General features: G+C 65.7%; 19 protein-coding genes. 7 read left to right on the top strand and 12 right to left on the bottom strand.

Annotation, left to right across the window (positions count from 1 at the left end; translation table 11 throughout):
* Window positions 1-158 precede the first annotated feature (158 nt).
* On the bottom strand, window positions 159-1,484 hold the full coding sequence (locus ASC68_RS27420; RefSeq protein WP_055887526.1) for a hypothetical protein: 1,326 nt from the start codon (window positions 1,482-1,484) through the stop codon (window positions 159-161).
* A gap of 383 nt (window positions 1,485-1,867) precedes the next feature.
* Between ASC68_RS27420 and hemA the strand changes: the two genes are divergently transcribed.
* Window positions 1,868-3,148, top strand: coding sequence for a 5-aminolevulinate synthase (gene hemA, locus ASC68_RS27425; RefSeq protein WP_055887529.1), 1,281 nt, complete (start codon window positions 1,868-1,870; stop codon window positions 3,146-3,148).
* Window positions 3,149-3,300: 152 nt separating this feature from the next.
* Here hemA and ASC68_RS27430 read toward each other — a convergent pair whose 3' ends face one another.
* Window positions 3,301-3,906: a glyoxalase superfamily protein gene (locus ASC68_RS27430; protein ID WP_055887531.1), complete on the bottom strand. Its 606-nt coding sequence runs from the start codon at window positions 3,904-3,906 to the stop codon at window positions 3,301-3,303.
* 175 nt (window positions 3,907-4,081) lie between these two features.
* Complete coding sequence (locus tag ASC68_RS27435) at window positions 4,082-4,795, bottom strand: glyoxalase superfamily protein (RefSeq protein WP_055887535.1); 714 nt, start codon at window positions 4,793-4,795, stop codon at window positions 4,082-4,084.
* Window positions 4,796-5,028: 233 nt separating this feature from the next.
* Between ASC68_RS27435 and maiA the strand changes: the two genes are divergently transcribed.
* A complete protein-coding gene (gene maiA / locus ASC68_RS27440; RefSeq protein ID WP_055887539.1) occupies window positions 5,029-5,664 on the top strand; it encodes a maleylacetoacetate isomerase in 636 nt (211 codons plus the stop codon).
* A gap of 192 nt (window positions 5,665-5,856) precedes the next feature.
* Here maiA and mscL read toward each other — a convergent pair whose 3' ends face one another.
* A complete protein-coding gene (gene mscL, locus ASC68_RS27445) occupies window positions 5,857-6,285 on the bottom strand; it encodes a large conductance mechanosensitive channel protein MscL (protein WP_055887542.1) in 429 nt (142 codons plus the stop codon).
* Between the two features lie 256 nt (window positions 6,286-6,541).
* Between mscL and ASC68_RS27450 the strand changes: the two genes are divergently transcribed.
* Window positions 6,542-8,158: a PAS-domain containing protein gene (locus ASC68_RS27450; RefSeq protein ID WP_055887546.1), complete on the top strand. Its 1,617-nt coding sequence runs from the start codon at window positions 6,542-6,544 to the stop codon at window positions 8,156-8,158.
* A gap of 14 nt (window positions 8,159-8,172) precedes the next feature.
* Here the strand turns inward: ASC68_RS27450 and ASC68_RS27455 are convergent, their stop codons facing one another.
* The 3 genes from ASC68_RS27455 to ASC68_RS27465 all read right to left on the bottom strand — a co-directional run bounded on the left by ASC68_RS27455 (window position 8,173) and on the right by ASC68_RS27465 (window position 10,095).
* On the bottom strand, window positions 8,173-8,562 hold the full coding sequence (locus ASC68_RS27455; RefSeq protein WP_055887550.1) for a cytochrome c family protein: 390 nt from the start codon (window positions 8,560-8,562) through the stop codon (window positions 8,173-8,175).
* A 153-nt stretch (window positions 8,563-8,715) separates the two neighbouring features.
* Entirely contained in the window at window positions 8,716-9,291 is a 576-nt protein-coding gene (locus ASC68_RS27460) for a dihydrofolate reductase family protein (RefSeq protein ID WP_055887554.1), read from the bottom strand.
* Between the two features lie 144 nt (window positions 9,292-9,435).
* Complete coding sequence (locus tag ASC68_RS27465) at window positions 9,436-10,095, bottom strand: response regulator transcription factor (RefSeq protein ID WP_055887557.1); 660 nt, start codon at window positions 10,093-10,095, stop codon at window positions 9,436-9,438.
* Window positions 10,096-10,335: 240 nt separating this feature from the next.
* On the opposite strand from ASC68_RS27465, the gene ASC68_RS27470 reads away from it, so the two are divergent.
* Entirely contained in the window at window positions 10,336-14,184 is a 3,849-nt protein-coding gene (locus ASC68_RS27470; RefSeq protein ID WP_055887561.1) for a peptidoglycan-binding protein, read from the top strand.
* Between the two features lie 45 nt (window positions 14,185-14,229).
* On the opposite strand, the gene ASC68_RS27475 is transcribed toward ASC68_RS27470, so the two are convergent.
* The 4 genes from ASC68_RS27475 to ASC68_RS27490 all read right to left on the bottom strand — a co-directional run bounded on the left by ASC68_RS27475 (window position 14,230) and on the right by ASC68_RS27490 (window position 17,214).
* Window positions 14,230-14,733, bottom strand: a complete 504-nt coding sequence (locus tag ASC68_RS27475; RefSeq protein ID WP_055887566.1) for a GyrI-like domain-containing protein — start codon at window positions 14,731-14,733, stop codon at window positions 14,230-14,232.
* Between the two features lie 22 nt (window positions 14,734-14,755).
* Window positions 14,756-15,256, bottom strand: a complete 501-nt coding sequence (locus ASC68_RS27480) for a GyrI-like domain-containing protein (RefSeq protein ID WP_055887571.1) — start codon at window positions 15,254-15,256, stop codon at window positions 14,756-14,758.
* Window positions 15,257-15,344: 88 nt separating this feature from the next.
* Entirely contained in the window at window positions 15,345-16,190 is an 846-nt protein-coding gene (locus ASC68_RS27485) for a helix-turn-helix domain-containing protein (RefSeq protein WP_055887575.1), read from the bottom strand.
* A 226-nt stretch (window positions 16,191-16,416) separates the two neighbouring features.
* Window positions 16,417-17,214 carry an alpha/beta fold hydrolase gene (locus ASC68_RS27490; RefSeq protein ID WP_055887579.1) on the bottom strand — a complete coding sequence of 266 codons (798 nt, stop codon included), beginning with the start codon at window positions 17,212-17,214 and terminating at the stop codon, window positions 16,417-16,419.
* A 120-nt stretch (window positions 17,215-17,334) separates the two neighbouring features.
* Between ASC68_RS27490 and ASC68_RS27495 the strand changes: the two genes are divergently transcribed.
* Window positions 17,335-18,303 (top strand): GlxA family transcriptional regulator, encoded by a 969-nt coding sequence (locus ASC68_RS27495; RefSeq protein WP_055887582.1) that lies wholly within the window; start codon window positions 17,335-17,337, stop codon window positions 18,301-18,303.
* Between the two features lie 114 nt (window positions 18,304-18,417).
* Here ASC68_RS27495 and ASC68_RS27500 read toward each other — a convergent pair whose 3' ends face one another.
* Window positions 18,418-19,245, bottom strand: a complete 828-nt coding sequence (locus ASC68_RS27500) for a phytanoyl-CoA dioxygenase family protein (RefSeq protein ID WP_055887587.1) — start codon at window positions 19,243-19,245, stop codon at window positions 18,418-18,420.
* Window positions 19,246-19,330: 85 nt separating this feature from the next.
* Here ASC68_RS27500 and ASC68_RS27505 point away from each other — a divergent pair, with 85 nt between their 5' ends.
* Both ASC68_RS27505 and rsgA read left to right on the top strand, forming a co-directional pair.
* Window positions 19,331-20,182 (top strand): helix-turn-helix domain-containing protein, encoded by an 852-nt coding sequence (locus tag ASC68_RS27505; RefSeq protein WP_055887591.1) that lies wholly within the window; start codon window positions 19,331-19,333, stop codon window positions 20,180-20,182.
* A gap of 141 nt (window positions 20,183-20,323) precedes the next feature.
* On the top strand, window positions 20,324-21,397 hold the full coding sequence (gene rsgA / locus ASC68_RS27510; protein WP_156387474.1) for a ribosome small subunit-dependent GTPase A: 1,074 nt from the start codon (window positions 20,324-20,326) through the stop codon (window positions 21,395-21,397).
* Window positions 21,398-21,415 lie beyond the last annotated feature (18 nt).

The raw sequence follows: 21,415 nt of genomic DNA on the forward strand, positions 1-21,415 counted from the left end.
TGGCGGCGATCAACAGCCACAGCGACCGGCCGACAACCACCGGCCGTCACCCCGACGAAAGCCGGAGCCCAGTGCTCAGGCCCATCCACCGGCACAACCGTGGGCCCCGCTTTCGCCGGGATGACGGCCGGTGGGTATCTGCGCTATCTCGCCTTGGCTCAGACGGTGTCGTCTTCGACGATCACTTTGCCGGTCGGGGCGACGTCCATCGCTTCGACCTTTTGCAGCAGCTGTTCGATCTTTTCCACATTGGCGATGTGGCGGGTTTCCATCGAGAAGTTCAGCGTGATGTACTCGCGGCCGGGACAGAAGGTGCAGATATTGGCGGCCGGGTGCCAGGCGCCGCAGTAGATCGGCTCCATCATGCCATGGGTCATCGGGCCGTAGGTGCGGTGCGGCGGCACCAGGGTGAGCACGATGTGGATGCCGCCGTTGAAACGCCAGAAGCGCTTGCCGGGCAGGAACGGCGCGATGCGGTTGAGGCCGCGCAGCGCCTTGAACATCGAGTTCATCATCACCTGGAACTTGGTGATGTCCTTCTTCTCGATCTTGTCGATGGTGTCGTCGACCTTGCGGACATAGGCGACGAAATCGTCGATCACCTCGAACTTGGCTTCGAGCGCCCGGACGCGGAAGAAATCATCATCGGCATCGTGGCGCTTGCCATCGAGCATGGTGTAGGCGGCGCCGATCACCTTTTTCGACATGTGCCGGTCCTCACCCTCGCCGTTGAGGGCGTGGGTGACGAGCGCGAACATCAGCGAGCGCTGGCGCACGCCGAGCTTATTGGCGAGCAGCCGCAACCGGTGGCGCTTCAGCGCCAGGGTCTTGAAGCCCCACGGTTTGTCCGGCGGCGCGAGGATGTTGGCGAGGGTCACGTACATGAAGGTCATGCCCCAACCACGCAGGGTGCCCTTGATGCGGGCGCCGAGCCCGACCTTGTTGGATTTATCGCTCATCACGCCATGGCCGGCGGAGGCGGAGCGGGTGAGCAGCGCCGAATCGGAGCCTTCGAGCAGTGCGTGGCTCGAGCGCACCTGGATCATCGAGGCGCGACCCATCTCGTCGGGTCCGCTGCGGCGGACCACGGCGGAGACGCGGAACAGCGGCAGGTCGTCACGCTCGAAGATATCGGGCGATTTCGACACCCACTTGTCGGGATAGCCGTCGAACTCGTCGACTTCCTCGACATGGGTGATGGCATCGAGCAGGTGCTTGGGGAACGGCTGGCCCGGCCGGGCGCCGACGAAGCCGTGGCTCAGCTGCGGGGCCAGCGCCACCATGTCGGCGACCAGATTGCCCAGCGATTCCTTGTCGAAATGCGACTTCGAAGCGGCGGTGAAGAACACCGTGTCGCGCGCCTCGTAGAGGAACCACTGGAAATCGGTGAACAGCGCCTGCGGATGCTTGTTAACGGCGGCAAGCGCCAGGTCGAGCACCTCGGCATGGTCGTTGGCGAAGCTGGACGAAGAGAAGCTCTTCATGGCGGATCCCCCTGTTTCCGTAAGGTTGATACTAGCGGACGCCGGAACCGGGTCAACGGAAAGGCATCGGGGCCGTTAATCCCACGTCGAACGGCCTAGCGAGCGCAGTGACACGATCGCGCTGAACCCATTCTGAACGCAGAATATCACCAGTCGGATAAGGCAGATGCGACGAGTTGCGCACATCTGTTTGATTGGCAGCGAAGGCGCCATTGTTTAGGATGGTTCCAGGCTGCACCGGCAAGCTGCAGCCCGGCCAATGACTTGTATAAGCCGCCGCGCGGCGAATTGACCTATGTCAATGCCCGGGTCTGGGGAATAGCTATCTCCTTGACCGGTGAGGTCGCCAGCAGGCGAAAGGCCTGCGCTACGAGAGTGGAACTATGGACTATCGCGGGTTTTTCGAGGACGCCGTCGACACCTTGCGGCAGGAAAAGCGCTATCGCGTTTTCGCCGATCTCGAACGAATTGCCGGGCGGTTTCCCCGGGCCATCTTCCGGGACAGTGCCGACAACCAGCGCGAGATCACCATCTGGTGCTCGAACGATTATCTCGGCATGGGCCAGCACCCGGTCACCATCGCGGCCATGCAGGACACTGCAGCGCGACTCGGCGTCGGCGCCGGCGGCACCCGCAACATTTCCGGCACCAACCGGCCGCTGGTCGAGCTCGAGCGTTCGCTCGCGGACCTGCATCGCAAGGAAGCAGCGCTGGTGTTCACCTCGGGGTTCGTCTCCAACGAGGCCGCGATCTCGACCATTGCGCGGCTGCTCCCCGATTGCGTGATCTTCTCGGACCAGCTCAACCACGCCTCGATGATCCAGGGCGTGCGCCAGTCGGGCATGGAAAAGAAGATCTTCCGTCACAACGACGTAGCGCACCTGCGTGAGCTGTTGGCGTCGGTCGATCGCAAGCGCCCCAAGCTCATCGTCTTCGAGTCGGTCTATTCGATGGATGGCGATGTGGCGCCGATCGCCGAGATCTGCGACCTCGCCGAGGAATTCGGCGCGCTGACCTATATCGACGAAGTGCACGCGGTGGGCATGTATGGCCCGCGCGGCGGTGGCATTGCCGACCGCGAGGGCCTGATGGGCCGCATCGATATCATCGAGGGCACGCTCGCCAAGGGCTTTGGCGTGATGGGCGGCTATGTCGCCGCCAACCAGGCGATCATCGACGCGATTCGCTCCTATGCGCCGGAGTTCATCTTCACCACCGCCCTGCCCCCGGCGCTGTGCGCTGCGGCGCGCGCCTCGATCGAGCACCTCAAGCTCTCCTCGGTAGAGCGCGAAGGCCAGCAGCGCCAGGCGCAGCTGACCAAGGATATCCTTGGTGATGCCGGCCTGCCGGTGCTGAAGACCGACACCCATATCGTGCCGGTGATCGTCGGTGACGCGCGCCTCTGCAAGGCGGCGAGCGACATGCTGCTGGAAAAGCACAACATCTACATCCAGCCGATCAACTACCCCACCGTGCCCAAGGGCACGGAGCGGCTGCGCATCACGCCGACGCCGCTCCACACCGACGAGATGATCATCGAGCTCCGCCACGCGCTGGTGAGCGTCTGGGCCAGCCTCGAGCTGCCACGCGAACGCCCGACCGCCAAGGTCAGCTCGAACAAGCTGATCAGCGGCGACCTGACGCTCACTGGCGCCGGCGGCTGAGGCCTCTGCCGACTGAAGCAGACGGCCCCCTCCCATCCTCCCCCACAAGGGGGGAGGTGCTCCGCTGGTTCACTCGGCACGATCGAAGACTAGAGTCTCGACTCTTCACCTCCCGCTTCATGGGGGAGGATGGGAGGGGGTGTCTCAGTCAGTCAGTTCCCCGCCGCCTCTTCCAGCCGAAATCCGCGCGCCCAGATCTCGCCACCGCCTGCCAGCTGCAGGCCGTAGCGGATCAGCGCCGCCGTTTCCGGCACTGCCATCACCACTTCGCGGCCGGTCCAGCCGAAATCGCCGCGAGCCGGGGTATTGGCCACATTGATCGGGCGCCCATCAGCGGCGTCGAGCTTCAGCCAGATGGCGCCGCGCTCCACGGCCTTGCCCATCAGTTCGGCGCCGAGCCGAACCGTCTTGCCGCGCCAAGGGGCGGCGGGGATGGTGCGCATCAGCCCGCCGAACTCATCGACATCGACGATGTCGTTGGGGCTGGTCGAGGCGACGTGCATGGCGCCCGGCAGGTCGGGATCGAGCCCGGCCCGATAGGCGTTGCCCCGGCCGATGCCGGTGAGGGTCCAGCCAGGCGGCAGCGCGGGCGGCTGGGCCTCGGCGTTGATGCGGGCGGCGAGCCTGTTCCAGTCGGCAAAGCCGAACTGCAGCGCCACCAGCTCGAGGCAATCGGAATGGCTGAGTTCGAGTTGCCTGTCGGCAAGGCCCTGGCGCAGCGCACGGGCCATCTGCTTGGCGTCAAGGAAACTATGCATGGTCTGAACCTTTCACCGGGCAGCAAGAAGGGTCAGTGCTCGCATTGCTGACGGCTTGCCCGAGGTCAAACCACAAGGATGAAGTCGCGCGGTTCACCGTCCCCAAAGGGTGCGAGCGGCAGGCTGCACGGGCCTGCCGCTCAGTCTCACCTTCGGCGATACGAAGTCAACCGGATCAAGCCGCCGGCTGTTCGCCGCCGAAATCGAGATTGGTTGGGCGGCTCAGGTAGCGAGGACCGGGCTCGGTGGTGGCGACATCCACCCCTACGGGGTCGAGGGCAAAACGCCGGGCCCAGGCCTTGCCGCTGCCGCGCAGGAAGAAGCCGTAGTGGATGGTTGCCGCTGTCTCGGGCACATCGAGGACGATCTGCCGCTCGGTCCAGCCGAGGGTGCCGGCAAGCGGACCACCAGGCCGCTGCAGCAGGTTGTCGAAGTGCAGGTACCTCCCCTCGGCCGGATCGACGCGCATCCAGAGCGTCGCGGTCTCCGCCGCTTCGGTACGCAGCTCCGCCGTCAGCCGCAGCCGGCTGCCGCGATAGGGGTCGGCGAGGACCGACTGCATCAGCACCGCCGTCTCGCCGGCAGCGCGATCGATCGCCTGGTCCCGGTCCGGGCGGCTTTCGATCAAGGCGGTGCCCGGCGCCTTCGGATCGATGCCAAGGCGATAGTTCCCCTCATTGGTGTGGCCGGCGACATGCCAGCCAGGCGGCAACTCAAGCGGCGCCAGCTGCGCTGCCTCGATGCGAGCGGCGAGCATGTTCCAGTTGGCAAAGCCATACTGGCGGGCGACCAGTTCGAGCGCGTCGGAGTGCGAAATCTCCTGGCCGCGTTCGGCGAGGGCCTGGCGCAGCGCCTTGGCCATATGCTTGGAGTCGAGAAAGGAATGCATGGTCTGATCCTCTGGCGGACAGCGCGTGGGTCAGTGCTCGCATTGCCGACGGGCTGTCCGTTGAAGGTCAAACCCGGCTTGGTGGTGGTGCATTCACCTTTCCCGTGAGGGTGCGAGCGGCGGGCTGCACCAGCCCTGCCTTCGCAAGATATCGGCGCTGTCGAGTCTGTCAAATCGCTGGCAAGTCTGCAAACCGCTGGACTGTGACAACGGCTCCAGCCAAGCTTGTCGCCATGCAGCTCCGTCTTCATTCCCGCTACCAGAACTCCGCCGGCCAGCGTGTGCGGATCGTGCTCAACCTCAAGCGCATCGGCTACGAATATGTGCCGGTGCCCTCGGCCAGTTCTCCCGAATACCGCGCCATCAACCCGCAGGGGTTGATGCCGGCGCTGGAGATCGACGGGCGGATCGTGGCGCAATCGCTGGCGATCATCGGGCTGGTGGATGAGCTCTATCCCGACCCGCCCCTGCTGCCGGCCGATCCACTCGATCGGGCCGAAGCACGCGCCTTCGCGCTTTTGATCGCGGCGGATGTGCACCCGATCAACAATAACCGGGTGCGCAAGTACCTGGCCGGCCCGATCGGCGCCAGTGAGGCTGCGATCGACGGCTGGTACCGGCACTGGATCGCCACGGCGTTCGAGAGCCTCGAGACGGCGCTGGCGCGTCGGACACGCCCGACCCGCTACGGCTTCACCGAGGCCCCTGGCCTTGCCGAAGCCTGCCTCGTGCCGCAAATGGCCAATGCCCGCCGCTTCGGCTGCGACCTCGCCCCCTACCCGCTGCTCGAAGCGCTCGACGCCTCATGCCGCGACCTGCCCGAGTTCGTTGCGGCGCGGCCGGAGATGCAGGTGGATTATCCGGGGTAGGCATTTCACCTGATAGCACTCCGTTGGGCACCGACCCTCCCCCATGCACGGTGACACCGTGGGTGGGTGACTTTGAGCGCCCTCAACTGCCCAAGAGTTCATCCAACTCAGGCGACCTGCGAACGGCGCTGAAACGAGAAACGCACGCCGGCCAAGCGGCGTGCGTTCCAAAACGTCACGAGCGGGTTGGGTTTACTTCTGCGCCTTGATGGCGTCGCGGATCTCGGTGAGCAGCTTTTCTTCGGTGGTAGGAGCCGGCGGCGCGGCGGGAGCGGCGGCTTCCGACCTGCGCAGGCGGTTGATGCCCTTGACCACGAGGAACAGCACGAAGGCGATAATGGTGAATTTCACCACGGCATTGATGAACAGGCCGTAGTTGAGGGTCGCGACACCGGCAGCGCGGGCAGCAGCGACCGACGGGACCGGGACATTATTGGGGTTGGAGATGACGAGGAACAGGTTCGAGAAGTCGATGCCGTTGAGGATCAGCCCGATGATCGGCATGAACAGGTCGTCGACGACGGACGAGACGATGGCGCCGAACGCGGCGCCGATGATCACACCGATGGCCAGGTCAATGACGTTGCCCTTCAAGGCAAAATCGCGAAATTCCTTGAACATGTAAGTCCCCTTGGTTGGCGGCGCCGACCGGCCTCCCCGTGGCGGCAGATGACCCAAGCCGCGCCCTCGCTTGAGTTTTTCCCTGTTTGGACGACAAAGCAACTCAACTGTTGCGCCGGCCGGGCGTCGCTGTGGACGATGACGCGGAGCGTTCCCGGCCCGCCCATTGAAGAAGCGGGGATAACAGCCCCGACTTTGTGCGGCCTTGCGACAGCGGGGGCCGGGGCAGATATTGGGGCGGGGCACGGAATTTGAGATGGTCGAGACGCTGACCGAGACACAGGAATCGCTGCGACAGGCGATCGAGCATATCCCGCAGGGCGTGGCGGTGTTCGATCGCGACCTGCGGCTGGTCACCTGCAACTCGCGCTATGGCGAGCTGCTGGCGCTGCCGGCTGACCTGATGCGCTCGGGGACGGCACTTTACGACATGGCGCTGTTTGTGGCGCGGCGCGGCGATCTCGGCGCCGGCGACGCGATTTCGCTCGCGGCACAGCGGGTGCAGACACTGACCCAGTCGCACACCACGGTCAGCCAGCGGCTCGGCGCCAAGGGCCAGGTGCTGGAGTTCCACTCGGCGCGCCTGCCCGATGGCGGACTGGTGATCAGCTTTGCCGACGTGACAGCGCGGGTGGATGCCGAGACCGAGCTTGCCAGCATCAACCAATCGCTCGAGGGCCGGGTCGAGGAGCGCACGGCGGCGCTGATCCGGGTGAACTCGGAGCTCGAAGTGGCGCGGGCCAAAGCCGACGCCGCCAACCGCGACAAGACCCGGTTCTTTGCTGCTGCCAGCCATGACCTGCTGCAGCCGCTCAATGCGGCGCGGCTTTATACCTCGACGCTGGTGGAGCGCGCCGGCGGCACCGGGCTCGACGAGCTGGCGCATTCGATCGAAGCCTCGCTCACCGCGGTCGAAGAAATCATGGCGGCGTTGCTCGATATCTCACGCATCGACGCGGGCGCGGTGAAGCCCGCGGCGACACCATTCCAGGTCCGCGACCTGCTCAAGAAGGTCGATGTCGAGTTCGCTCCACTGGCGCTGAAAAAGGAGATCGACCTGAGATTGGTCGATACCTCGCTCGCCGTGGTGGGCGACCGGGCGCTGACGGCGCGCGTCATCCAGAACCTCGTTTCCAACGCCATCAAGTATACCCGCCCCGGCGGCCGGGTGCTGGTCGGCGCCCGGTTGCGTGGCACCAGGGTGCGGTTCGACGTGATCGATACCGGCATCGGCTTCAACAAGGACCAGCACGCGCTGATCTTTGCCGAATTCAGCCGGCTGGAGCATGGCGCCCGGATGGCGCAGGGGCTCGGCCTCGGGCTGTCGATCGTCAAGCGCCTGGTGACGGCGCTCGGCCTGACGATGGAGCTGGAGAGCAAGGAGGCGCGCGGTTCGCGCTTCTCGCTCTACCTGCCGTACCATCGCTCGCTCAAGGTGATGCCCGAGGAGGGTCCGGCGCGCGAACCGACCTCCAACCTTAACGGCTTGCGGATCCTCTGCGTCGACAACGAACGCGCCATCCTCGATGCCATGGAAGGGCTGCTTGGCGGCTGGGGCTGCGACGTGCGCTCGGCCCGCTCGCTCAAGGACATCGACAAGGACGGGCTGCTGCTCGGCTGGCTGCCCGACCTGGTGCTGATGGACTACCACCTCGACCAGACCTCCGGCCTCGATGCCATCGAGTGGCTGCGCCACAATGTCGGCGGCCACCTCCCCGCGGCCCTCGTTACCGCCGACCGCAGCCCGGCGGTGCGAGCGCTGGCTGAGGATCGCGGCATCACCGTGGTGACAAAGCCGGTGAAGCCGGCAGCGCTGCGCGCCACGATCAGCCAGCTGGCGGGCCAGCGCGGCCGGAAACGGGTCGAGGCCTAGGACTGGACTGAGCGCTACTGGGCCGGTGGCGTGGAAAACGTCGCGAGATAGGCGATGACGCTGGCGACGTCGTCGGGGTTGCGCAGCCCGGTGAACGCCATGTTCGAGCCGTTGACCACGCTGCGCGGCTTGGTGATGAACTTGCTGAGCGTCTCGACATCCCAGATCACCCCGGCCTGCCCTGCCTCGAGCATGGCCGGCGAATAGGTGAAGCCCTCCAGAGTGGCAGCCGGCCGGCCGATCACGTTGTTGAGCGACGGCCCGGTCTTGGCCGCCTCGCTCCCCACGGCATGGCACCCGGCGCATCGCTCGAACGCCGCGGGGGCGAACGCCGCATCGCCCTCAGCCCAGGCCCCTCCGGCGCTCAGCATGAGGGCGGCAATTGCAATCGCAGTTCGAAGCATCCACGATCTCCCTGATTGGCCTCGCGACCGAAATCAGCTCCCGGATCGTCGGGGCATCGCAAACCAGGATATCGCAGCGCGGCACGCTCACCAACCGCAGATACAGCCGTTCCGCATTGCGGCTGCGGGTGGCCCCCAATGGGGTCCTGCGGGTCAGCCCACAGACGACGCGTAGACGGCGTGCACCATGCCCGAGCCGAGCTGCCTGAGGTCGCGGAGGTCGAAGCGAGCGGCATAGTCGGCGGGGAACAGCCGAGTGCCGCGACCGAGTACGGTCGGATAGATCAGCATGTGTACCTGGTCGACCAGCCCATGCGGCAGCAGCGAATGCACCAGTCCGGCGCTGCCATAGACCAGAATATCGCCACCTCCGTCGTCCTTCATCCGGCGGACTTCCCCGGCCACGTCGCGAGCGAGCACCGTGGTGTTGCTCCAGTCCGCCTGCTGCAGCGTGGTCGAGGCGACGTATTTGGGCATGCCGTTGAGCCGCCTGGCGAAGCCAGCGGGGTCATCGAGTGTCGGCCACACCGCGGCGAAGCCTTCATAAGTGGTGCGCCCCATGAGCGCGATATCGGCGGCCCATAGCTCCTGACGCATAATCTCGTCGCCCTCGGGACCGCGACTATAGGGACCAACCCAGTTGCCGAGGCCGGAGTTCTCCATGCCGACGGGATCCTGCACCACCCCATCGAGCGAGATGTAGACGCTCACCACCAGCTTGCGCGTCATTGGATTTCCTCTCGTTCTGGTTTCCGCTGATATCCATAGGACGATCAACGCAGCAGCGCGGCGACAGCTGCTGCCAAAACGAGCGCGAATTCCGCCAATGTGCGGGCGGACCGCCAATGGCGGCCGGCAGGGCGACGAAGTCGCTCAGGCGCCCGACAGCAACTCGTCGAACTGGCCTTCCTCGATCTTCGACGCCGCGATCACCGCCTGGGTGCGGCTGTCGACATCGAGTTTCTGCAGGATAGCGGAGACGTGGGCCTTCACCGTCGCCTCGGAGATCGAGAGCTCGTAGGCGATCTGCTTGTTCATCAGACCGTCCGAGAGCATCATCAGCACGCGCACCTGCTGCGGGGTGAGCGTGCCGAGCCGCCGCATCAAAGCCGACTGGTTGTCCTCGGCCGGGAACTCCATGCCTTCGGGGACGAACACCTCGCCCGACAGCACGGTTTCGATGGCCCGGCGGATATCGGCCGGGCCGACCGATTTATGCAGGTAGCCCGAGGCGCCGAGCTCGAAGGCGCGGCGGATGATGCCGCCATCTTCGACGGCGGTGACGATCATCACCGGGATTTCGGGGTACTGGGCGCGCAGCAGCAACAGGCCGGAGAAGCCGCGCACGCCTGGCATATTGAGATCGAGCAGCACCAGGTCGCAATCGCGATCGGCCTCGAGCGCGGCGCTGAGCGCCGTAAGGTCGCCCGCTTCCTCAACCGAGATCGACGGGTCGCCGCCGGCCAGCGTCTGGCGCAGCGCGGCGCGGAACAGCGGGTGGTCATCGACGATGATGATGCGACGGGTGGTCATCTTACGCGTGAACTCCTGGGCGCCCTACCTAACAAGCAGCTTGCCGCTTTTGTATCCCACTTAAGACGGGCGTGGGGACAGAGATTTGGCCGCTCGCCTTCTCCACAGCTCGCTGACGCCGATTCGCAAAATGCGATTGAGCTTAACGCGATCTTTACCATGTTTTCCCAAGAGTAACCGGATTGCTCATGGCCCGAACTGGGTCTGAGGTGTTCCGTTTCAGGTGCTTGGGATCGACCGATGGCCCGCGCGACTTCCACGTTCCAGACGCAAGACTACGGCCAACCGGGTTCCGGCGAATGGCAGGAGCTGCGCGGCGAGCTGGTGGCGCTGCTGGATCAGGTCGAAACGCAAGTCGCCCGTACCGCAAGGCCTGAGCCGACTTACCAGGGCCTCGCCGAACGGATGCGCGACCTGCGTCACCAGGTGACCGAGGCCGAGCCCGATACCCGGCATCGCGAAGCGCTGCGCTCGGTGCAGCGGGCCATCGACAAGTTCTCCGACCGCGATGAACCAGTGGCGCCGGCCAACCCGCGCGACACGCTCGAATCGGCGATCCAGCAGATTCGTTCGCGCCATTTCGGCGCCCCGGCTGCCCCTGCCCCGCAGCTGCCGCACCAGCAGCCGCCACAGAGCGCGCCGCAGTTCGACGAGCTGGCCGAGGCGGTGGGCGGCATTTCCACCCGGCTCGAGCGTCTCGAAGGCGAACTGAGGGTGCAGGCCAAAGGCCAGACCGCCAATGTGCGCGAGATCGCCGATCAGGTCGGCCAGCTCAGCCATGTGGTGGAGCTGCTGGCTGGCGCGGTGGGCGAAACCGGACAGGTGAAGCGGCTCGAGGGCCACATCGCCGGGCTCGCCAAGCTCATCGCCGATGGCCCCAAGCTCGACATGACAGCGCTGAACCAGCGGCTCGACGACGTGTCGCTGACCGTCGGTAAGCTGGCTGAGCTGCAGAAGCACTATGCTGACCGCTCCGACGTGAGCGGCATGACGGCGCGGCTCGACGACGTCAGCGCCACGGTGGGCCGGCTCGCCGACCTGCAGGTGCAGTACGCCAACCGGGTCGACAGCCCCAAGGATGGCCTCAAGGAGGCGATGGGCGCCATTGAGGATGGCGTCCGCAACATCTACGATCGGGTCGATGCGATCGAGCGGACCATGGCGATGCCGCCAGCCGAGCTCGAAAAGATCACCGAGGAACTGGGGCGCGTGGCGCAGGCGATGCGATCGCCGCAGCAGCCGCAGGGGCTGATCGAGTTGATCGATGCCCTGAACGTCAGGATCTCCGATATCGAGGGGCGGAACACCGAAGTCGGTGAGCTGAAGCTCGATATGGAGGCGCTGCGCAACACCGTGCTGGGGGCGCTGGAGCCGCGCTTTGCGGCGTTGGAGCAGCAGCTCGAAGTCCTGACCGACAAGGTCGACGACCGGTCGTCCGAGGTCAGCATCAGCCAGCTCGAAGCGCAGGTGCGCCAGCTGGTGGCGCGCATGGATCAGACCGGCGAGCAGCTCACCGGCCTCGCAAAACTCTATGCGGCGCCGGCCGCCACTGAGGCGCCGGATTTCGACCAGCTTGCCGACCTGGTGGCAGCGCGCACCTCGGACGCCATGCGGCAGCTCGACCAGCCGGCTAAGGCCGGGCTTGACGAGGCCGGCTATGCCGAGATCGAGAAACGCGTCAGTCAGGCGATGAAAGCGGCCACCAAGGAAAAGCCGGCCGCCGAAACGGTCGCACTCGACGCCACCATCCGCGAAGTGAACGAGCGGCTGAAGCGGCTCGAGACCTCACTGGAGGCCAAGGCCCCTGCCCCGGCTGCTGCGGCTCCCGCAAGTTTCGCCAAGCTGCCCGAGACACCGGCGCCCAAGCTCGAGATGCCTAAGCCGGAGAGCAAGCCGTTGGCTGCAGCCCCCGCGCCGGTGATCAGCGAGCCGCTCAACCCGATCGCGCCGCTGCTCGACAACCTGTCGTTCGAAGACGAGTTGCCGTCGCGCCCGCAGCGCGTCGACCTCGGCGACAGCATGCCGGCCGACCCAAGCATCGATGCGCCGCTGCTCGACAAGCCGTTCGGCGACGATCCCAATCCGCTGCGCACGGCGCTCGAAGTGAAGAACGGGCCGCGCAAGCGCCCGGCCGAGCCGAGCACTGAGCTGCCACCGGCGCCGGTGCCCTCGCTCGACCTGACGGATGAGCCCGAGAAGCCGGCGTTCGACCCGACCCTCGCCGAGCGTCCGCCGCAGCCGAAATCCACCCTCGACCTGCCGGCCGACGAGGTGTTCGTCGCCAGCCCGAAGGCCGAACTGCGTCCGGCTGCGTCGGTGGCCGACGAGCCGCCGATGCCCAACCGCAACACCTTCATCGAGGCGCATCGCCGTGCGGCCCGCCAGGCGGCAGTCGGCAAAGCCGAGCCGGTTTCGGCAGCCGGTGGCTCGCTGATCGGCAAGGCGTTCGCGCGCTTCCAGGCGAGCCGCACCGAGGCGCCAGCTGTCGTTCCGGCAGTGACCATGCCAGCGAAGCCGGCCGCCGAGATGAGCAAGCCGGTGAAGGCGGAAAAGCTCGCCAAGGCCAAGGAAATCAAGCCGGTCGGGGACGAGACCGCCAAAAGCGGCCTGCCGTTCGCCGGATTATTCAAGGCCAAGGCGCCACGCCAGTTGGCCGGCGACAAGGAGCCGGCGAGCCAGTGGCAGCCGGATGAGCCGGCGGCGCGCGTGCTGCCGGTCGCGCCCGAGCCCAACCTCGTGGCGCTCGGCGCCGAGGAAACCAGCCCGTCAGCAGACGACGCCAAACCGAAGCAGAGCTTCCTGCTCCGCCATAAGCAGCCGATCCTCTTGGCCGCAAGCGTCTTGGCGCTTGCCTGTCTCACCATCAACCTGATCAACCAGCGGATGAAGCCGTCCGAGGCCGAGGCACCGCCGCCGACCAGCCAGGCGACGCAGGACGTCGGCGACGCGGCCCTCACCCCGGTGCCGCTAGCCCAGCAAGGTTTCGCCGCGCAGCCTGGCAAGGCGACGCCCCGGGTGATCCCGACGCTCGACAAGCTGACCACCGCCTCGATCGGCGGCGGCGCCCCGCAGAAGTTCGTCTCCTCCGCCGAAGCCCCGAAAATGCCGCAGGCCTTCGAGGCGGCGACCGCCGTGGCCGAAAAGGCGCCCATCGGAGGCGAGGCGCCCGCCGGGGTTGCCAGCCTCAGCGACACGATCGAGCCGCTGGTCGACGCGATGGAAAGCCCGGTCAAGGTCGACCGGCCGCCGGCTTCTGTCGGCCCCGAGCCGCTGCTGGCTGCTGCCGCCAATGGCGATGCACGGGCGCAATTCGAAGTTGCGGCAATCTACACCGAAGGTCGCGCTGTCCCCGAGGACTTGAAGGCCGCGGCAATGTGGTACGAGCGCGCCGCCGGCCAGGGCTTTGCACCGGCACAATACCGGCTGGGCAACCTTTATGAGAACGGCCGCGGCGTGGAGAAGGATCTCGCCCAGGCGCGCCTCTGGTACCAGCAGGCCGCCGAAGCGGGTAACCGCATGGCGATGCATAACCTCGCCGCGCTCTATGCCGGCGGCGGACTTGGCACGCAGCAGTTCGACGCCGCTGCCAAATGGTTCGAGGAAGCAGCAAGCCGCGGCATGAAGGACAGCCAGTTCAACCTGGGCATGCTGTACGCCCGCGGGCTGGGGGTGAAGCAGGACCTCGCGGCCTCGTTCAAGTGGTTCAGCCTCGCCGCCAACAAGGGTGACAAGGATGCCGCCAAGTCGCGCGACGATATCGCCGCTTCGCTCGATGCCGCGACGGCGCAGCAGGTGACCGCCGACGTCGCTGCCTTCCAGCCGCAGCCCATCGATTTCGTCGCCAACTTCGCGCCGATCGGCACCTGGAGCGACAAGTTCGACCCGGGGGCCCCGATCACCAACCTCAAGGTGGTGAAGGGCGTGCAAATGGCACTGCACCAGCTCGGCTTCGACATCGGCACCCCCGACGGCATGGCCGGCCCCAAGACCGCTGAAGCGATCAAGAGTTTCGAGCGCTCCACCGGGATGAGCGAAAGCGGCGAGATCAATCCGCGGCTGCTGGCGGTGCTGGGCAGCCAGCCGGTTTAGGCAGGCGCAGGCCTTACCGGCGGCGCACGGTGGGACCCGTGTCGTCTAGCTCGCCAGCTTGATCGACAGCTCAACATCCCAGAGCAGCTTTCGCGGCTCGACCCGGGGATCGGTCAGATAGGCCTCGTAGCGGCACAAGTATGACTCGGCGCGCATAGGGTCGATCGCCGCAAACGCGGTGCCGGTATCGCGGCCCCATTGCATGAGCGCCTGATTGCCGCGCAGGCCGTTGCCCCGGTAAATGAGCGAAGCATATCTGCCTCCTGGGAGCAGGCCGCCCTTGATTTGAGGATGGTCGAGCGGAGCGGCTCCAGTCAGGAAACCGGCCTCGATTTCCATGATGTCCCGCATATCGCAATGATAGTAGCGGAGGAAATACGGGCCGTCCTCCTCGAGGCCGTTGGCCTTGCTCCAGGCTCGCAGGTCCTTGAGCGCCCGTGTGGCGACGGCGAACATCCCTGGGAACGGGGTGTTCAACCGAATTCCCACGTAAGGCCGATCGGGCTTCTCGATGATCGTGACCGGACCGATGACGGTTTCTGCCTTCATGCCCCTCTCCAGGCCCACGCGCTCAAGGATTCTCGTCCTTGATCTTGATGGAGACGGTGGTCCGGCTCGACGCGGAGCCTTTGTCGTCTTCCGGGTTCGTACGATAAATTTCCGCCCGGTTCGCGAACCGCTCGCCGCTGCCCTCAGGCCGTGCGTCGAAGCTATGGCCAAGCCCTCGAGCCCAGATGATGAGCAGGCCGTTGACCTCCATCAGGTCGTCATAGGGGCCGATATAGGTGATTTCGGCATATCGTCCGGACGGCAGGATGCCACTCACGAAATCCCCCTCCGCAGGCAGCAAGCGCTCAACCGGCACGCCGAATTCCATCTCGATCACAGGCATGGCGACGAGGTTATGCTTGAAAAACACTGGGCCGGTGGGCACGACATTCTGAGTGTCCAGGCAGGATCGCAGCGTCGCCATGATGCTGGGAATTTCCGCTTCAAACGGCAGGGTGACGGTCCGCTTGAGGGCGAAATAGGGCGTCTCCGGGCGATCAACGATCCTGGGCAGCGTCAGCATGCCGATGTCCTTTGGCTCGGATCTGTCACAGGTTGCAACGCGGTGCAGCCGCTTGCCGCGGCCCGGTTGTTGGCGACGAGTCTCTCGATCATTGCTTGAGCTTGACCCAGATCTCCACAGTTCCGAACCCGGTCGATGGTTCGAAGTCTGGGCCGTAATACTCCACAAAACTGAACCACCGGGTGTCCGGCTCACGTCCGAGGGCTGGAATGCCGCTCTCGAATACGGCCGCACAGGTCGCGCGGATGCCCGAGATGTGCCCTTCATGCCTGAACTGAGCATAGGTTCCGGCGGGCAGCGTCATTTCGGTGAGGCCGGGCAAGAGATCACGGCCTTTTGGCAACGGCGCCGCCGCGAAGTAGTCGAAGCCGTCGCTGCCCTCCGGCATCGATCCAGTGACGCCGAACGCGGGGGGAGGTCCATCCACTCGCATCTCGGGCAGGTAGGGTCCGAAGCGCTGCCAGAGGTGTGGGATGGTATCCAGCGTCCTGAAGGTGAAATGGTTGCTGAGGCCGGCGATGCGCAGGGCATGCCGATCCTGCACGGCCGGCGGCGCGAGCTTCACTTTTTCGGGCGAGTCCATGCTCAGAGGCTCCACGAGATCGAGCGTGTCGAGCGAACGCCTCCGCCGTAATTCCTCGGGCGTCAGCCCGAACTGGTCGCGGAAGGCGCGGGTGAAAGCCTCATGCGACCCATACCCCGCATCGAGCGCCACATTGAGAATGTCGGGCGCTCCGTTGGCGAGTTCTTTCGCCGCCTCTGTGAGCCGCCGGCCGCGCAGGTAAGTCGAGAGTTGGTAGCCGGTGAGTATCGGAAAGGTGCGCGACAGGTGCGAGCGTGAAACGCCTGCATGGTCCGCCATCGCCTCAAGCGAAAGCTCATTGTCCCGGAAGCGGGTCTCGACGAACCAGACGGTCTTGAGCACTGCAGACATGGGCACTCCCAACATGAAGCCCCACTCTATGCCATCCCGCGAACTGCGGCTTGATCTGCGTTGAGGTCGCGAACCCCTGGGGTCCCGCTCAGGCGGGAACGCAGATGACGTCGCAGTCGGGCTTCGCCCAGGATCAGATGGCCAAAAGTCCGCTTCGAGCCGAAGCGGACTTTTTGAGGCGACCGGTCCCAACCGCGTTATCGTCGGGACCGGTGGGCTTGGCCATTCAGGCCGCCAGCCGCAGGGCGGGGCGCTTGTCGGTAGCGTGTTCGACGGCCCAGTTGAGCGCCAGGTCGGCGACGGCTTCCCAGCCCTTGTCCATCAGCGTCCAGTGCGAGCGATCATCGAAGATCTTGAGCTCGGTGGTCGAAGCGGCCTGCTTCTGCTTGCGGTAGATGGCGTCGGTCATCGAGGCGTCGGCGATCAGGTCCTTGCCACCACCGATGAGCAGCAGGGGCGCGCGGTTCTGCCCGGCCCAGTCGATCAGCATCGGGTTGATCACGCCATCCCAGTAGACCTTGCCGGCGGTCGGGATGACGTAGCGGTCATACTTGGCTTCGGGGTTCGGTTCAGTCTGGGCAAAACGCGTCGAGAAGAACTTCAGCGACATGGTCTTGGCCTTCTTCCACGAGAACAGATCGCCGAACACCGGCAGGGCGGAGACGATGGCCTGCGGACCAAGCGGCACGCCGGGGGTGGGAGCGGGGTTGATCGCCGCGCCGGAGACACCGAGACCACGAGCCAGGAGCTGCTGCACGATGACGCCGCCGAACGAGTGCCCGATGAGGATCGGCTGTTCCGGCAGGGCGCGGATGATCTTGTCGAAGTGGTCGACGATCTCACGCTGGCCGATCTTTGCCAGTTCCGGGGCCGGGTTGGCCCGCAGTGCCGACGGGGCGCGTTCGTCGAACGGCCAATCGGGGGTGAGCACGGTGTAGCCCTTGGCTTCGTAGCGGGCCTTGACGTTTTCCCAGCTGAGGCTGTTGAGCCAGGCGCCGTGGATCAGAACGATTGTCTTGGTCATTTTGGGTCTCTCCTTGGTTGGGCGAACCCTTGTCCGCCGCGATGTGATGACCCTAAGCTTGAGCTTGACCGGCGACGATTGCCGCAACTGACATAGTCGGGGCCAGAAGTGACAAAGACGATGGACGCATTGAGACACACCGAAATCGGCCTCCTGCTCTACCCCGGCTGCGCCATGGCGTCGGTGCACGGGCTCACCGATGCGTTCCAGGTCGCCAACGACTATGCGCGCCAGCATGGCGGTGCCGACCGCATCCGCACCAGCCACTGGCGGGTGGGCGAGGCCGGCTTCGAGCGCAGCTATGACAGCGACCCCGGCGCCAGCGGGCAACCCGAATACATCGTCATTCCCGGCCGGCTTGCCGATCCGTTGACCGCGGCAGAGGCGGCCGATTTCACCGGCTGGCTGCGTCAGCGTCACGACACCGGCGCAACCATCGCCTCGATCTGCGGTGGCGCCTTCATGCTCGGGCATGCCGGGCTGCTGTCGGGACGACGCGCGACGACGCACTGGCTCTATGCCGAGGCCTTCGGGGCGGCGTTTCCGGATGTCGAGGTCACGGCCGGCGATATCATCGTCGAGGACGGCGACATCATCACTGCCGGCGGCATGCTGGCCTGGACCGACCTGGGGCTGCGCCTCGTCCATCGCGTGCTGGGCCCGACGGTGATGGCCGACACGGCCAAGTTCCTGCTGGTCGACCCGGCCGGGCGCGAGCAGCGCCACTACTCGACCTTCGCGCCGCGACTGTCACATGGCGACGACGCGGTGCTGAGGGTGCAGCACTGGCTGCAGGCGCATCGCAGCGAAGAGATCAATGTCCCGGACCTCGCCGAACGGGCCGGGCTCGAGACCCGCACTTTCCTTCGCCGCTTCCAGAAGGCCACCGGCCTGAGGCCGACCGAGTATGTGCAGGCGCTCAGGATCGCACTGGCCCGAGAGCGGCTGGAGTTCAGCCGCGACACCGTCGAACGGATCGCCTGGAACGTCGGCTACAAGGACCCATCCGCCTTTCGCCGGGTCTTCCTCAAGGTCACCGGCCTCTCGGCCAGCGCCTATCGCGACCGGTTCGGCGCTGCTGCCGCCTAGAGCATTGCACCGTTTCCTTGAATCGGCGCAATGCCCTAAGTCTTTGATTTGGTCGCGCTTTCGAACCGGAAAAGTCTGCAACTTTTCCTGAAAGCGCTCCAGCGCCCGCGCCTTTCAGTGCGGGCCGGCGGGGAGATCCTGCGTCGTGCCACAGGGGCCGCCGTCCATGTTGACGGCGATATCCTGCTTCTCACCGTCGAAACTCAGCGCCTCGTAATAGTGGCTCATTTCGACGGTGCTGGCCGGCACGTAGTGGAAAATCAGTGAGCGGCGGAAGCGATCGGTGCTGGTGTTCGGCGTCGAGCCATGAATGACGCTGCCATTAAAGAATAGCACGTCGCCGGCCTTCAGCTCCATCATCTGCGGCTCGAGGCCCGGCGGCGGCTCGACATGCTCCGTCGTGAAGAACAGCGTCGGGTCGGCCCTTTCGGGGCAGGCAATGTCGAGGCTGGCGGTCTGGGGTACGCACATCATGCCGCCATTGCCCGCATCGGCATCATCCACCGCGACCCAGGCGGCCATGCAGGTGCCCGGCTTCACCCTGAGGTAGAAGTTGTCCTGGTGCAGATCCTGTCCGCGGGCCCCGGGCGGCTTGAAATAGAACATCGACTGGCAGGCGAAGGGATCTTCGCCGAACAGTTCGGCGAGGATCGGCCGCAGCCGCGGGTCCCGCATGTAGCGCAAGGCGAGCGGGCCGACCGATTTGTCCATGTGCTTATGCGGGTGCATCATCCTGGGATAGCGCGCGAGGGGGTCGCTCGAGGCGGCCGGCGCCCCGGCGCGCGCCTTGGGCACGTCGGACAGACCCGGCACCGGTCCATCCTTGGCCTCGTGCATGAAGGTGTCACGGATCTCGTCGATCTCATCGCGGCTGAACAGGCCGCGCAGCGCCAGAAAGCCGTCACGCTCGAACTGCTGCTTCTGCTCGGTCGACAGTGCCATTGGGTTCCTCCTGTTGCGAGCAAGCTAACTCGCGAGACCGCGGAGCAACATGGAACATTGGGTCGATCGCATGTAATATTCTGCTATGGCGCAACCTCACGAGTTCTCGCACACCCCTGTTATCCGGCTGCTGACCGGTCATTACCGCGAAACATCCGGCTATCGAGTGCATCGGCCGGATGGTGTCGGAGACTGGCTGCTGATCTTGACCATCACCGGCGCCGGCCGCTTCGGTCACGTCGGTGGAGAGTTGATTTCGGGCCCCGGCGACTGGGTGCTGATCCGGCCGGGGACGCTGCACGACTATGCGGTTGCCCCTGCTGCAGCCGGTTGGGAACTGCTCTGGGTGCACTTCCATCCGCGCGCCCATTGGCTGGAATGGCTTGATTGGCCGGCCATTGCACCCGGCCTGATGCTGCTGCGGCCCGATCCCCCGAAAGCCGCCGAGCGCTTCCACGAGGTGCACCGGCTGCTGCACGGCGACCTCAGACAACGAGAGGCTTTCGCCATGCATGCGCTCGAGGGTCTGCTGCTCGAATGCGACCTGATGAACCCGCTTGCCGCCACGTCGCATTACGACGCGCGCGTGCGCCGGGCGATGGACTACCTGGACGGCAACCTCGCCAGCAAGGTTTTGCTCGACGACGTCGCCGCGGCGGTCGGCCTCTCGAGCTCACGGCTGGCGCATCTGTTCACGGCCGAGACCGGCCAGAGCGTGCAGCGCTACCTCGAGATGCGCCGCATGCAGCGGGCCAGCGAACTATTGGCGCGCACCGGCTTCTCGGTGCTGCAGATCGCCGAAACCGTGGGGTTCGACAGCCAGTTCTATTTCAGTCAGCGCTTCAAGCGGTGGACCAGGCAAAGCCCGCTGGCGTTCCGCCAATCTCTGCGGCCGGTGCACCGCGATCGCGTTGACACGCCCTCGGGTCGAGGCTAGCTTTCCCTCGCCGCGCAACAGAGAGGAGGCGCTCCGATGACTGACATTGTGAGAACTGCCTTCCGTCGCGCAGCCGCGTAACTTCCGCACACACGGGATTCCGGCTGGCGCCTTCATGGCCCCGATCCAAGGAATTCCATTTTGCTCGAACAATACGGCTGGAGCGATGCGCTCAAGCAGCAATTCACCACCCACGCGGCCGCGGGCCTGATCCCGGCGCGGGTCATCGTGCAGCAGCGCGGTCTCTACGACATCGTGACCGAGCTGGGCGAACTCACGGCCACGCTAGCCGGCAGGCTCGCCCATGACGCCGAGGACGGAACCCTTCCGGTCACCGGCGACTGGGTTGCGGTACTGGCGCGGCCCACCGAGGGGAGCGCGACGATTCAACATGTGCTGCCACGCAGCAGCACGTTCACGCGCCGCGCCAGCGGCCCGGGTGCGGCGCGCGGCCAGCTTGTCGCCGTCAATGTCGATGTCGCCTTGCTGGCTGCCTCGATGAACGCCGATCTCAACGCGCGGCGGATCGAACGCTATCTTGCCACCGCCTGGGAGAGCGGGGCCGACCCGGTTATCGTCCTGACCAAGGCCGATATGTGCAGCGACGCCGAGGCGCGCCTCAGCGAGATCGAAGCGGTGGCGATGGGCGTGCCGGTACTCGCCGTATCGGCGGTGACCGGAGCCGGGCTCGACGCACTGCGCGCCTACCTCAAGCCAGGACGGACAGCCGTGTTGCTCGGCAGTTCAGGCGTCGGCAAGTCGACGCTGGTCAATGCCCTGGCCGGCCGGGAGCAGATGGCTACCCAGGCCATCCGCGAGGACGATGCCCGCGGCCGTCACACCACTTCGCATCGCGAACTGGTGCTGCTGCCCAGCGGGGCGCTGATCCTCGATACGCCAGGGATGCGCGAGCTTGGCCTGTGGGAGGCCGGTGACGGGATGTCGGCGGCCTTTGCCGACATCGAGGCGCTCGCCGCGCAATGCCGCTTCCGGGATTGTGGTCATGACGGCGAGCCCGGCTGCGCCATCGCCGCGGCGCTCGCTACCGGCGCGCTCGATGCTGCACGCTGGCGGGCCTATGGCAAGTTGCAACGCGAGCTGGAATTCCAGGTCGGCAAGGAGGACCCCAAGGCGCAGGCTGAAAGCCGCAGGGTCCGGATGAAGCGCAACAAGCTGCACCGCGCCGAGATGAAGTTTCGCAAGCGGCTCGAGTGAGTTGGTCGTATCGAACCG

It is taken from the genome of Devosia sp. Root105 (assembly GCF_001424865.1).
Taxonomy (GTDB): domain Bacteria; phylum Pseudomonadota; class Alphaproteobacteria; order Rhizobiales; family Devosiaceae; genus Devosia_A.